At 35.3% G+C, this 15,092-nt stretch carries 7 protein-coding genes and 1 pseudogene; 4 read left to right on the top strand and 4 right to left on the bottom strand.

Translation table 11 applies throughout. The features are described 5' to 3' along the window. Positions 1 to 29: 29 nt before the first annotated feature. The 4 genes and pseudogenes from AAGD44_RS07200 to AAGD44_RS07215 all read left to right on the top strand — a co-directional run bounded on the left by AAGD44_RS07200 (position 30) and on the right by AAGD44_RS07215 (position 10,598). Positions 30 to 2,981 (top strand): type IV secretion system protein, encoded by a 2,952-nt coding sequence (locus AAGD44_RS07200; protein WP_341763989.1) that lies wholly within the window; start codon positions 30 to 32, stop codon positions 2,979 to 2,981. A gap of 27 nt (positions 2,982 to 3,008) precedes the next feature. Continuing rightward, positions 3,009 to 6,017 carry a type IV secretion system protein gene (locus AAGD44_RS07205; RefSeq protein WP_341763990.1) on the top strand — a complete coding sequence of 1,003 codons (3,009 nt, stop codon included), beginning with the start codon at positions 3,009 to 3,011 and terminating at the stop codon, positions 6,015 to 6,017. 92 nt (positions 6,018 to 6,109) lie between these two features. Then, a pseudogene (locus AAGD44_RS07880) lies at positions 6,110 to 7,621 on the top strand (type IV secretion system protein); the annotation flags it as partial. A 2,473-nt stretch (positions 7,622 to 10,094) separates the two neighbouring features. Then, a complete protein-coding gene (locus AAGD44_RS07215; RefSeq protein WP_341763992.1) occupies positions 10,095 to 10,598 on the top strand; it encodes a CarD family transcriptional regulator in 504 nt (167 codons plus the stop codon). A 239-nt stretch (positions 10,599 to 10,837) separates the two neighbouring features. Here AAGD44_RS07215 and AAGD44_RS07220 read toward each other — a convergent pair whose 3' ends face one another. From AAGD44_RS07220 to AAGD44_RS07235, 4 genes are all read right to left on the bottom strand, one after another. Beyond that, positions 10,838 to 11,272 (bottom strand): DUF2672 domain-containing protein, encoded by a 435-nt coding sequence (locus AAGD44_RS07220; protein ID WP_341763993.1) that lies wholly within the window; start codon positions 11,270 to 11,272, stop codon positions 10,838 to 10,840. 186 nt (positions 11,273 to 11,458) lie between these two features. After that, positions 11,459 to 12,325 (bottom strand): glycine--tRNA ligase subunit alpha, encoded by an 867-nt coding sequence (locus tag AAGD44_RS07225; RefSeq protein ID WP_341763994.1) that lies wholly within the window; start codon positions 12,323 to 12,325, stop codon positions 11,459 to 11,461. Positions 12,326 to 12,341: 16 nt separating this feature from the next. Further along, positions 12,342 to 12,812, bottom strand: a complete 471-nt coding sequence (locus tag AAGD44_RS07230; protein ID WP_341763995.1) for a DNA polymerase III subunit chi — start codon at positions 12,810 to 12,812, stop codon at positions 12,342 to 12,344. A gap of 37 nt (positions 12,813 to 12,849) precedes the next feature. Further along, positions 12,850 to 14,901, bottom strand: a complete 2,052-nt coding sequence (locus AAGD44_RS07235; protein WP_410520980.1) for a S9 family peptidase — start codon at positions 14,899 to 14,901, stop codon at positions 12,850 to 12,852. Between the last annotated feature and the right edge of the window lie 191 nt (positions 14,902 to 15,092).

Here is a 15,092-nt window from a genome sequence, read left to right on the forward strand (position 1 = left end):
AGATCACAGGTTAATTCGGATAGTATGGTATGAAAGGCGATTTAATTAAAATATTAGGGATATTAGCAATAGTAGCGATATTAGTTAGTCTTATTTTGGCGGTGCTAGGGATGTTAGGCTCCGTTAAGCTAGCTGATGGTTGTTTCCTGCGGTATGACCCCGACGCGAAGAAAGGAGGGCTTTCGGATAGTATTACCAATACTGTTATGCTCGAGGCGCGCGCAAACTATACTGCTAAAGCTAATGCCAAGCCAGGTAGTCAAGGGGTGGCGCTGGAGTATGATCCACAGCGTTATGGGGAATGGTTGAATGTAGGGCTGAGCGTGGTTGCTAACCAGCAAGTTAAATTTAAAATAGAAGGAGAAATAAGCCTATGTAGGGCATATATGCCTGAAAATAATATTGCTCAGCAATCAGGTTCAGCGTCAAATTCGGATAAGAGTCAGCAGAAACTAATCCCTATCCCTAGGCTAGAAGAAGATTATAGCGATCCCCTACCGTTAATCTTTGACGCTACAACTGATGAATGGCGCAATATCACTGAATTATATAATAATGATAGTGTAGTAATATCTGTTCTGCCAAATCAGGAGCCTGATAAGGATGTACCTACTAATACTATTGAGGTGCCAAATATTTTTAAACTGGTTAAAGATGGAGCTAGATATAAAGAAGATGTGATATCTGCAGATTGCCGTGCAGGAGAAAGAAAATATAGTCCCTTATGTGGCAGATATTCGATATATTCGGGCCAGTATGTGAGTGGTTGTAGATTTCCAAATGACTGTAGTAAAGAGGACTGTGCTAGCAAGGTGATAAGTCGGAAATGTCGTAGTAAGGCTTTGGGCTATGTTTTTGATGCACCAGATCGGCACTGTGATTGGGCTGAAAATATTAAAATAGGGGGAAAGTCAATAGGAGGAAGCTGGTGGGTAGATACCTGTGATAGGACACAGGATTATTGGAAGAACGTTATGAGACAAGCTCCAGAACCTTATCAAGATGATGGATATTTTACTTTACCCGCAGATAAAGATATTAATAATATTGATAAAAATTTTTGCAATGCTGTTTACCAATGTTCTACTGTTACCCCAGTTTCTGGTAGTTGTAAGGAAGACGTAACCCTTAAAGATAAAGAGTATATCCAAAGTGAGGAGTACCAAAAGAAAAGATATTTCTGGTTTACCGCGCCTACTGGTCTTTTATATAGAATAGATAATAATCAAAGCCCCAGCAACGCTAAGTCTTTAGGCCCTAAGTATGACATTGCAAAAGAGGATACGAATGATGAATTTTATAAAGGTTTGAATAGTAGACGTTCTCAGAATCAAAAACACAAGATTATTTATAAGCAAGTACCCTTCCTTAATAAGGATGAAAAAAAGAGCTATTTACAATATCGTTTTTGGTCAAAATTTAATGATTATAGCAAAAATACCGGCGGATATGTTTTATATATAAAACATACTAAATGCCGTAGAAATAATGGTAATAGTTTTGATGACCCTATCGTGCCGCAGCGGGGTAAGGTTGAATATATGATAGTGCCTGGGGAGGGGGACCCTAATAAACCTAATTCATATATCCAGTATGAGCTTAAACCAGAGGACAATAAAGGTAATGCTAGCATTACGGCGCCGCAAAACGGCAATGTTTGGATGAGAATCTATAATAGAAAGCAGGATTACGAAGAAAGTTATGGGCGGTATAGAGTAGTGATGTTTACTTCAGAGCCGGTAGGAAGCTTTACTGCGGATATTCTGAACCCATTATTTAAGTTATTAAAAGGCAAAGTTGAAGATGCGTCAAAAACAGTTTTTCAGAATATGACTTGTTATGGGGGGGAGGGTAACTGTACTAACTTTTTTAACTATATAAAGGCTGTTTTAATCCTCTATGTTATGAGCTATGGGGCGATGTTTCTCCTAGGGATGGTAAAGCTTAATCAGCAGGATTTGCTGATCAGAATAGCCAAAATAGCGATAGTTAGTGGTTTAATGAATAAGAGTACTTTTGACTTTTTTAGTGCTGATATATTTGGATTTATTACTAATTTTTCTGATGGTATCATGGCTAACATGAGTGGATATAGCATGTTCACAACCACCAATAAAATTACTAATCCATTTATGTTTTTAGATGCGGTAATGAGTAAGATCTTATTTGGTAAGACTTTTTCTGCGCAGCTATTCTCTTTTCTTTCCATGGGACTTAGTGGATTAATATATTTTGTGATTACCTTTATCGCTGTGGCAATAGTGGTTATCACAGCTCTAAGAGCGATCGCAGTATATATTATGGCCTTTATGGCAACAGCGGTGTTAATTGGTATAGCCCCATTATTTTTCACCTTCATGCTTTTTGATTTTACTAGATATTTATTTGAGAATTGGGTGAGATTTACCATTAGATATATGATAGAACCTGTGGTTTTAATGGCTGGTATTATTATAATGACCCAGCTATTTACAATTTATTTAGATTTCGCGCTTGGCTTTAGTGTATGCTGGAAATGTGCTTTACCTATAAAATTCCCTATCCCTAATATAGGGGGCTTTAACCCGGCTTTCTTAGATCAGCCAATTTTCTGTATTAGCTGGTTTGCTCCTTGGGGGATGGATTATCGCTCTGGGATGATGGGGGTAAATATGCAACATTTTATTGCTTTAATAATTATTGCTTATGGTATGTATGGTTATGTAGAGTTTTCTGGTAGAATGGTAGCAAAGTTAGCAGAAGGGGGAGGACCTCTTGCCACCTCCATGGGCAATAAGATGTCTTCAGCGGTAGGGCAGCGTGCCTTGGGTACAGTTGGGTTAGACGCGCAAAGTAGAGGCGATATTACCAACAGAGCTAAGGACAGGCTCAAAGCTCGAAATAAAGCGCTTGATAACGCTAATAAAGCGAGGAAAAAACTTAATACAAATCAGCAACCGCAAGGATCAAACACTGAAAATGAAGGAGATTCTAATGAATAATTTGCTCCGCCAACAAAGAAGAATAAGATGAAAGATTTTAGGGATATAATTTTAGATATAGGCTTAATAGTAAAGCAACAACTATTGCTTATATACCCTTTTAATATGAATTTGTATGCGTCATTACTCAAGGCTCGCCTATTATCTATAGGCTTCGCTCCATCGCGCATAGCAGCAAAATCATCTGAGAGGAGTATACTCTGCGCCTTTCAAGAGTTGTTTCTTCATTTTATCAAAGTTTCGCGTGCTCACGTACTTAGCTGTACGCTCCGCGCGCTCACCCCTCACAATAAAATCCAACTCTTGAAATCCATTGAGTATATAGTAAATATATTCGCTAGCTTTTCTGGATTGTGGTGGGCAAAGATTAAAAACTCATTAATTGTCTATTTTAGTATTATAATTTTAACTTTATTAAGCGCTTATTCTGTTAAAGCTGCTTCTACTGATGAAGATAAAACAGAATGGATGCAAGATGATATAGAAGGTCTTAAAAAGAGATATAGTAGTAGCAGTTTAGAAGTGCCCAATACACTTGATAGTGCTATGCAACAAGGTAGCACTACTCTAGATCTTACTAAGTCAAATTGGGTGGCTACTACTCAACAGGTAGAAGCACATAAGGCCGTTAAATTTGATTGGAGCACTAGCGGGGCTACAGCAGTAAAAAATCAAAAATATAAAGTACTGTACCGTATTGATCCAAGATTCACAAAACCCCAAATATTCATTAAAATCTTTAATTCTAAGACTAATAAATATGAAGCAATTGATTATCCTGATTTTCGTATTAAAGATCCTACTAAAGATTATCCGAGCTTAGCATTAAAACTAATGCCAGATTATGTTACATATTTTACTTTTAAGGACGATAAAACAAAGATTTTGGTAGAACCAGGAGATGTCCTCAATATTACTCTCATGGACCCTGATGATTTTTTTATCAAAGATACTGCGCCAGATCAATTAGATAAAAACCTTGATCAATCTCCTATATCTCTATCCATGATTTACACTGAGAGTGTCCTTAAGAATCAGTTGATATATGCCTCTGCAAAAGCAGTATGTAACGCGATTAGTGCTTCTAGAAATGATATATGCCAAACTACTCCTACCATTCTAATTAAGGATAGCACGAGTGATAAGAGGGCGCTTGTTGGCAAACCGTTGGCTCAATCCGTCTTAGACATAATGAAACCAGAAAGTTGTGATGAAGGAAAAAACGAGATTATAGATTCCGGACCAGTATGTTATTATGATCAAGGAAGAGGGATGAAAATATTGGTGAATAACACACCTATTAAGCGTGAAAAAGATAGTTTTGTATATTCTGCTGAGCTGGACAAATATTTTTTGTATTATAAATCTAATATTAAGGGATATTTAGATTTCACAACTGACTGGAAAATTTCGCAAGATATGTTTGTAACAAATGCTAGCACTCTAATGGAAGATTGGGGTTCTCCTGCCACTATTGCTGAGCTGCAAGGTAAGTTTAGTAGTCAAGATTTGGGAGCTTCTTATCTACATTTTGGCCGTTATATTATGCAGGTAGAAGTAGGTAATAGTGAAGCACGAGAACTGACTGTACAACAACACAAGGATATCCAGGTTAAATATGTTATAGTAGGCAATGGTAAAGCCGCTCCTACTGATACAACCTCTGGGACATTAATTGGCCAAAGCGCTGCTTTTGATGCTAATGAATCTGGCAATTTATGGTTGAAAGTAGAAAATCCTAACCCGCAAGTAAGTGGAATAATCCAGGTAAATTATGCCTCTTATACTGGTAGCACCTGGTTTTCAGATATTATATATTCAAAGGCAGTAGAGCCAATTATTAGCACATTCCGTAAATACACTAAAACTTTCTACACAAACTTGACTCTAGATTCCTCCGTCAAGAGGATTGGTAAGCTTGCATTATTATTGTATGTATGTATTTATGCCATAACATTTTTAGCAGGTGCCGTGCAAATTACTGCTAAGGATTTATTAATAAGGGTTTTTAAAATAACTTTAATAGTCATTTTATTGGGGAAAGATAGTTGGGAATTTTTTAATACTTATTTATTTAGTGCCTTTACGGACGGTACTTATTATATAGCGAAAAATGTAATAGGTGTTACTAGTAACAATGCTAATATTTTTGGCTTTATTGATCCAATATTTGCGAGATATACAAATTGGGCATTTTGGCGTCTATTATTTATAGAATTAATACAAATTCATAATGGGTTTACTATTATCGCCCTTATGGTAATATATTCTTTAACCCTATATTTCAGAGCAATTTTAGAAGTGATAGTTAGTTATGTTATAGCATATGTTGGAGTGTCAGTAATGATATCGTTAGCACCTTTATTCTTCATATTATTATTATTTGAAAAAACAAAAAGTATTTTTGATAATTGGATATCTACGTTATTTAACTATGTGATACAACCAAGCATATTATTAATATTTTTCTTATTAATAGACCAAATTATATCGGAACAACTCTTAAAAACTGTGGTTAGGGCTGAATGGGGCACATTAATAAAAATAGCAATAGGATTAGATTTACATTATTTAGGGATACCTTTAGAGTTTCCTTCTTTAACCTTACCGTTTTTACCAGGGATACCTTTCTTTATACCTCAACCTGCGCCCCTTAATAATATAGAGGCTTTTAGGAATCCTACAGGTACTTTTTTAGTAGTATTTAGTAGTGCGTTACTATTTTATTCTTTTTGTTTAATGTCTAAAGGATTGGTAAAATATGTTACAGTAGTAGCAGGGCAATTAACAAATGTGGCACCGGCAATGAAGGAAGGAGCTCGTCAACAGCCTGAAACTCCTACAACCTCTATAGTCTCAGATATTGATAAGGTTATTAGGTCGGTCAAGGATGTGGCCTTTGCTCCTGCAAGAATATTTAAAAATAAAGTAATAGATCAGAACTATAAGGCGCCAGAGCCGCAGGGTAAAAAGAAAGAATATACGGGCAAAATATTTGCTTCACGATATGATAGAGATACGCAAGACCCAGAGTAATAGAAATTGGTAAACCATTAACCTTTTTTAAATAACATTGAATATTTTTATAAAGCCAAGTATAAATTGGTTTAAGCCTAGGTGTTTGATACATGAAGAACTTATTTATTATCTTATTAATTTCTATATTTTGCCTTTCAGGTTGTACTGGCGATAGGTGTATCGATGCAGATGACTTTGGCTTCATTAAATTAATTATTTCTTCAAGATATAAAAAAGAAACAATCTCTATGAAGCAGCAAGATAATCAAACAGTGCCTTGGGTTGATAGTAACTATAAAGTCAATGGTCACCCCTTAACTATATTAGTAAAAACTTGGGACTATAAAAAGGGAGATAAAAATAACGAGGGCGAATTATCAGCATGGGGCCCTTGGTATGGGACCGAAGACAATTTCCATACTTTATCTGATTTTTGCGTTAGATTGCAAGCGTGTCGTTTTATAGATAATAAGATGTGCAGCCCAAATAAGAAAGATGCAGATATTATGAATGCTCCATGCCTATTTAAAAATGGAGTAGGATTATATTTATTAATTGCAGAGAGGGATACTAATCCAAATGTCTCCGATACCACCGAACGTACTCCTCAAGGAATTACTCAACATCTAGGAGAGCAGAATATTCAGTATAATTTATATGATCTGACCAAACGCGGGGAAATGTTACGGGCAGGAGGGATAAATTATCAATATGATAACGATGATAAAAAAAGAACTGACTATTCTCAATGTCCCTTATATTTTAAGATTTTAGATAAATTTTATGATGATAATAATGGACAATATCGCCTAGTAATTAAGTCAGGAGTTAGTGATACTAGGCCGGATCCTCTTGAATTTCTTACTACCCTAATAACAGAAGAATTATTTGGTAAGAAAAAAAAATATGCTCAGTTATTTGAGATTGATAAAGATCAACCAAAATTATCTACTCCGGATACAAAAGAAGGGATAGTGAAATCTGTCTATGAGAATATTATTAAGACCCCGGGATATAGAGTCACGGTTTCAGCTTTATTGACTTTATATGTAATGTTTACTGGCTTTTCTTTTCTAATAGGTAACGTTAATTTTACCCATACTGAATTAATAGTGAGAGTATTAAAGGTCAGTATAGTATCTATATTACTCAGCTCTACCGATAGCTGGCAATTCTTTAATGATTATTTATTCGTATATTTTGTCGATGGAGTACAGGAAATATTGCGGATAATAAAAGAGGCGAGTAATACCGGTCCTGGCTCTTCTAGTCTTATAGCGCTTATGATCGCTCCCCAAACGATGGCCAAACTTTTCTCCTTACTATTTGTAGATGCCCTCGGGTTTATTTATATATTCTTCTACTTGATAGCTTTATATTTTATCTTCATGTTAATATTTAAGGCTACTATTATATATCTGACGGCTTTGATAACTATTGGGATGATTATAACAATGGCTCCGATATTTATCTGCTTCATACTCTTTGGTATCACACGTTCCTTATTTGAGAATTGGTTAAGACAATTAATTAGTTATGCTATCCAGCCTATTATATTATTCACAGGGCTTGCTTTTATTTCGATGATTATTAGAACAGAAATATATTCTACCTTAGGTTTTGCGGTATGTAAGCATGATTTTCCACGCTTAGGAAATCTAGGACAGCTTTTTAAGGGAACTGATGATTTAGATAGCAGTATTGAAAGCTCATTATTTTATTGGTGGTTTCCATCGCCACTGAAAAGAGTCCATGAGGCCATACAGGCTGATATATTAGTACCTGTAGATCATGAGGATAAGTCCAAGTCCCCTAGTAAATATTGCCGCGCTTATGAATGTATTGAAAAGCGATATATTGAATTTCCATTTTTAGACCCAGAGACAGATAAAGCAAGGATTCAAAACTTCATTAGCGGTAAATTTGTTTCTCTAGATGGATTATTCTTAATTTTTGTATGTATTTATTTACTTAGTAAATTTAATGATATAGCTGTTTCAGTTGCGCGTTTCTTATCTAGTACCAGTGGAAATCTTACAAGACTAGAAGAAGCGGGTCAGCTAGCTTACACCCCAATACACGCCCAGCTTAATAGACCAATGAATTATGTAGTTGGTGGTACTCAAAAACGGATAAGTAGAGCAATAGATTCAGCTATCACTCAGCCTATTGCTCAGTGGTATGAACAGAAGATGGAGGGACGCGTGGCTCAAGAAGCATTAGATCCTGCCTCAGTTAAGTCTAGTATTTTGGATGAGATCAAGAGAAACTACGGTATAAATTATAGTGATGTGGATGTTAATGCAGGGCAGGATTACCGTAAAGCAATTGAGTCGATTTTGAGTAAGGGGAAAATTGAGGATGCTAATATAGACCAACTGACTGGTCAAAGTTATTCTGATCTATTAAATAGTTTAGCACATCTTAAATATGAGAAAGCTTATGGTGCTTTGGATGAGAATCAGCAGAAAGAGCTGGGGGCTTTAATCAGCCTTGATACTGGTAAAACCTTAAGAGAATTGGCAAGTAATGCACAATTTACCCAACAGTTCCAAGAGGCTTATGTAGAGTCTCATGCACAAATGTCACAAAGAGGCATCGGTTACTTTGGAAAAAACATTCATGCTTTACGTGTCTTGCAAGAAATGAAGGGTCGTGTTAAGAGTAAGGAAGCATTACGTGAACAGAAGCGTAAGAATAGAGGAGAAAAAATTTATGCAGCTTATACAGGTTTAAAACGAGCTGTTGTTACTTCTATAGCCGGTAAGGAGATACGAGATGCTTATGAGGGCAATCTAACTAGTGCCGAATGGCATGATTTTGATTATAATGATGCAAGACTGCGAACTTATAGTGAAGCGCGTCAAGATCAGGAAAGAGATCTAAAAGCGAAGGAGTTGAACAATAAAATTAATCAAGAAACCATTATTGCCAAGGATGATATATTATCGCCTGAATATTTAGCAAGACTTGAGCAACAGCAGAGATATGCTGATATTGAGTATTATGAAAAGTTAGCTAATCAGAAACTTGCTTCGGAAATATATAGTAGCTTGAGTGCTAGTCAGGACGCGCATGGTCGTGATATAGAGCCGGCACTAATGGGAGAGCGGTTTATGCGTGAGAAAGCAACAGACCAGCAAACACACGATATGATAGATGAAATTTATAGAAAAGAAAAACTATTAATTGAGAAGGACAGATATATAAGGCGAGAAGAGCATTATAAAATTATGCGTGAAAAGGCCGCTGATGATATTAATCAGGGAGGAGATGTAGAAGCGGCTATAGGGGCATTGGATTATAGTACTAAAATATTGGAAAAAATTGCTAAAAGAAAAGAATTTATTAAAGAAGAGGCTAACTCTTATATTAGAGATATTAATAAACATCGTGTGAAAGCTAAAATGTCTGAATATGTTAAAGCAGAAGAAACAGAGTAAATGGGAAGGAATTAAAATTTTTTCTATATATTGCTTGTACTTCGAGAAGTGGATTTTATTTTGACTGACAAGTGCGCACAGCGTATATGTGAGTGCACGATAAAATAAAAAATAATTCTTGAAAGGCGAGTAGGTTCTTATATCTACTTATAACATATTTCTAAGATATAAGAACCTAGTTACAGGCTATGTGAGCTCCAAGAATTATATGAACTATATTTTTGTAACTTCTACTTTATAATTTTATTAAAATATGTTATACTGAATATAAATAAATCCATCTAACCAACCTATCTTAATTATATGTTTGAGCGCTTTGTACTGTAAGGAGCGAATGCATAGAGGAACCACAGGGCTTGATTCTCTTGTTATCTCTCTTGCATAATTCGTATTGAACAGGGAATTTGTCGTAGGAGACAGGGAGCTTAAGGATACGCGGTGCATCGGGGTATAAGGAGTAAAATTTTAAATAGGACTTTACTAACAACATAATATTGTAAGGGTAGGGCAAGGATCTACCTATCTTAAAAAAATTTCTATATTTGTCGTAAGAACGTCGCAAGAAAGGGGCTAAAGAATTTTGGTCACAGAATTTTTAGGGTCTTTAACATTTCAATAATCTATTCTAGTTTTATAATGGAAAGGAGTAAGCATGCCAACATCATCTGAGTTTAAAATAGGAGAAAGAATTGTGTATCCATCCCATGGGGTTGGAGAAATAATGAACATAGAGCATCAAGTCATAGCTGGGACCACTATCAAGGTATATGTAATATCGTTTCCTCAAGATAAAATGACTTTAAAAGTGCCTGTTAATAGGGCTGCGGTATCAGGCCTTAGAAAGTTGGTGGGTAAAAATGATCTACTCTTAATATATTCCACTCTTCAAAGTAAACCTAAGCAAGGTAATAGAATGTGGAGTAGAAGAGCACAAGAATACGAGAGTAAAATAAATTCTGGTAACGTAGTTGCGGTCGCAGAGGTAGTAAGGGATCTGTATAAAAATGTTGATAGTGATAGATCTTATAGTGAAAGAACAATTTATGAATCAGCCTTAAATAGATTAGCAGGAGAATTAGCCATTCTGGAAAATATTAAGTCTGAAGAAGCAGTCAGTAAATTAGTAGAAGTATTAAGAGATAAGATTGCTGCATAAGCAAGAGAGCTGTTGTGCAGCTCGCGTCTGAGCTATAGTCAATTAATATAAATTATGGACTTCGTTCGCTTCATTAGACTTCTTGCCCCTTTGTTACAAAAATTATAGGGTACTATGCTCATATATCCCCGAGCGCTTACGATTTGGGATGAAGAGTCTTCTTGAAGTTTCCTGTGAGATGCGAGCTACGGAAGAGGAATAATATAAATTATTACAACTCAAATCGAATTGAGGGTGATTTAGGATTTATCAGTTTTTATAAAACTGGTGGTTTTTAACTCTATAAGTTCTTTATGTTTGGCCTTCAGATTTTTTAGAGAATAATCGCCTTCATAATATCCTTGCATATTAATGATTCTTTCTAAATAAAAATTTAGTTGTTCTGGAGAATTTTCTATCCTATTATCCTCAATTTCCATATCTTGTGTATAGTCAATTGATGAGCAGTTGGTGACATCGTCACTCAATGCTTGCCTATTATATATAGGTGTCGCTCCATCGCTCCTAGCACCAAATTCTCCTGAATTGACTATAATATGAGATATCACCTGCTGCTTAATATCAGAAAGGTAACTTTTCAATTGTTGAACCTTTTTGATAATAACGGGGATATCCCCTGGTTTAGTTATTATCATAGCTACAAGCATTACTACTAATATCTCACCTAATGACATATCTTGCTACCTTTTGAGAGGTTAATTGTACTTAATATGATATAGATAGTCCTGGATACTTGAAGATAAATACCCTGTACGCACCTTAATGGTCTATGCTATACGCAGCTCGGCTCCGCTTCGTTTTTCCTAAAAATCCCTTAACTATTTTCGAACTTATGCAGGAAGTCTAATGACAGTTAGACATTATGTCCTGAGAATGCACCATTTATGGCAGCATTTCTTTGCTAAATTACGGACTCTTAATATATAGGCGGCTCGTTCAGTTACACTAATTACTCCCCTAGCGTTTAATAAATTAAAAAGGTGACTAGCCTGAATACAATAATCATAGGCAGGGAGAGGTAAATCCGCGGCCAACAAGTCATTACACTGCTTCTCGCTATCCATAAAATGTTGAAATAATATAGGGACATCCGCCAATTCTAAATTAAACTTTGAAAATTGTCTTTCCGCTACAAACTCTACTTCACCATATGTTAGAGCTTTTTCTCCCACTTGTCCATTCCAATCTAAGTTTTTTACTTCATCTATTCCTTGGATATATAAGGCTAAACGTTCTAAACCATAAGTAATTTCACCCGCAACTGGACGACACTCAATACCGCCAATTTGTTGCATATAAGTAAATTGGGATACTTCCATTCCATCACACCATATTTCCCAGCCAAGGCCTGCAGCCCCAAGAGTAGGGGATTCCCAATCATCTTCAACAAATCGTATATCATGTTTGGATAAATCTATCCCAAGATAATCTAGACTTTTTAGGTAGAGTTCTTGGATATTATCAGGGGAGGGCTTTAGTATCACTTGAAATTGATAATAATGCTGCATTCTATTAGGATGTAGCGCATATCTACTATCACTAGGGCGGCGCGAGGGTTGAACATACGCTACAAACCAAGGTTTACTGCCCAGGCTTCTCAGTACAGTAGCGGGATGGAAAGTGCCGGCACCCACGTGCGCATCATATGGCTGCAAAATTGCACAACCATAATTTTGCCAATAGTGTTGTAATTCCAGAATAATTTGCTGAAACGATAATTTCTTCATGGTGGTTAATTTATTATTAATTCTGTTCCTGGTTACTCCAAGTGCCCATAGGATGTTGTTTATAACATTTAACGGCTGGGGAGGGAGCAGCAAGATTAGATATTGTATTGATCATCTTATCTAAATTAACTCCCTCCTCATATATTATAATTATCCTTTGAAAATGTCCAATATAAGGGGCGTTGCTTAAAATTTCTTCTATATTAAATGGCGCTAGGATAATTAACACATTAGCCTGATTAGGATTTTCTAATTCAGAAGTTAAGTATATAGGTTGTTTCTCTGGCAAGGGGTCTAGCTTGCTGCCATGAGGGATAAATTGTTTTCTAGAATAAGTCCATATTAATTTATTGAGTAACTCTTGTGCTTCTATATCGGGAGTTAATATTATTATTTTAAACTTATTATGATAAGATTTCTCCACTAGCTGGCAAGCAGTTTTATAAAGTGAACCTTCGCTAGCATGGTATAAGCTAAACTGCTGCATAAAAAATTCTAAACTCAAAAAATTAAGAACGCAAAGATCAAGTATTTATATTAAAAATTTTTAATATAAATACTATATCATCGGCTGCTTCTTTTAAATAATCAAAACGATCGGAAGATCCTTGATGACCTGTATCCATATTAGTCTTTAATAATAAGATATTATTATCGGTTTTCATAGCACGCAGCCTTGCTGCCCATTTTGCGGGCTCCCAGTAACCAACCCTAGGATCCGACAATCCAGCAGTAATAAATAAACTTGGGTAATTTTGTGCTTTGATATTATCATAGGGAGAATAGGACTTAATATAATTAAAATACTCTAATTCTTTAGGGTTACCCCATTCTTTAAATTCTCCAGGGGTTAAGGGTAAGCTTTCATCCAGCATGGTACTTAATACATCTACAAAAGGTACATGCGCTATGACTGCTTTAAATAGCTCTGGGCGTAGATTCATTACTCCTCCCATTAGTAATCCACCTGCACTTCCACCGCAAATGGCTATATTGCCTGTACTAGTATATTTCTGATTAATCAGAATTTCAGCAGCAGCGATAAAATCACTAAAGGTACGTTTTTTATTCAGGAATTTAGCCGCTTCATACCAGTCAAGTCCTAGCTCATTACCCCCTCTGATATGCGCAATAGCATATACGAAACCACGGTTTACTAGAGAAATAGGAGAATTACTAAAAGCTGCGGGGAGGCCTATACCATAAGAACCATAACCGTATAAATATAAAGGATTAGAACCATCTTTCTTAAACAATGATTTTTTATACCATAAGCTAATAGGTACTTGTACCCCTTCGTTATCAGCAAATATCCTCTCTACCATGTATTCGTCAGGATTAAAGCCGCTAGGTATTTCTTGAGTTTTTAATATAGATAGTTTTTCATCATTAAAATCGTAGCTATAGGTAGTATTGGGTCTAGCTGGTGAAGAGTACACTACTCTAATATCATCTTCGTCAAAATTAGTAGAAAGAGCCATAGCTGAAAAAGCTGCATCTGGAAAATTAATCACTTTTTCCGTCTCATTTGTAAGATGCTTTATTTTACTTAAGGCTAATCCTAGAACCCTATAATTAAGTATCAGATAGTTTTTAGTGATCTCACAACTTATTAAGTATCTATTAGGAGCTTCAGGCACATAATTATTCTCCCATAAGCTATTTTGAAAATTATTTATATCTACTAATACTACTCGGAAATTTTTAGCTCCTTCATTAGTTCTAATATAAAAATTATTACCATTATGTTCAACATCATAAAATATTCCCTCTTTTAGCGGCCGTATCAGCTGGGGCTGAAAATGCTCATCGTCCATTTGGATCGCATGAATTTCATTAGTATTATGGCCCGCAACATTAATAAAGACATATTGTTTACTAGATGATTTATTCGCATCTATTTGATATAAGGGATCATGTATAGAAAAGATTAACTGATCATTTTCTTGGCGTGCTCCTAAGGTATGAAACATTAATTTATCTTGACGAAAATGCTGATTAAGGGGAAGATAAAAGAAACCTTTGAGCTTTTCATGCCAAATTATATTACCCCCGACATTGGGGATTGCATCTGCTAAATATTCTTTAGTTGTTAAATTATAAATTTTAATCGTAAACTTTTCATCGCCCGTAAAATTAACGCTATACGCCATTAATGTATGATCAGGTGAGATCGCTATAGTACGTACAGTAGTAAATTTATTATTTTGAGCAATAAGATTAACATCAAGGATAATTTCTTCTTCAGCTGACATTGAATATTTTTTCCTACAATATATAGGATATCCTTTATCTTGTTCAGTTCTGATATAGTAATAGTAATCATCTTTTTTAGTAGGTACAGACTGATCAGTTAATTTAATTCTTCCTTTAATTTCTTCAAAAATTTTGTCTTTTTCTGCTTGGAGAGGATTAAAAAATTGTGCAGCGTAATTGTTTTCTGCCTCTAAATATTCAATAATTTTCTTATCTTGCACATTTGGCCAGTTAGGATCCCGAAGCCAGGCATATTCATCTGTGATTTGTTGGTTATGTAATGTAAAGTTATAATCAATTTTAGGTGCTATAGGCGGCATTATTTTATTCTCCTTATTTTGAGAGTTGCTCAATAGGATAGTGATAACAAACGACATAATAATAAATATGCTAATATATATTATTAACTCAAATTGCGTAAATTTTTTCTTAAAAGGGGGGGCTACCCCAAGGAATAAAGATAGAATTTGGTGAATTTTCATCAATTGTTGTTTATTATCCTCTAATTAGG

It is taken from the genome of Candidatus Tisiphia endosymbiont of Beris chalybata (assembly GCF_964026555.1).
Lineage (GTDB): Bacteria > Pseudomonadota > Alphaproteobacteria > Rickettsiales > Rickettsiaceae > Tisiphia.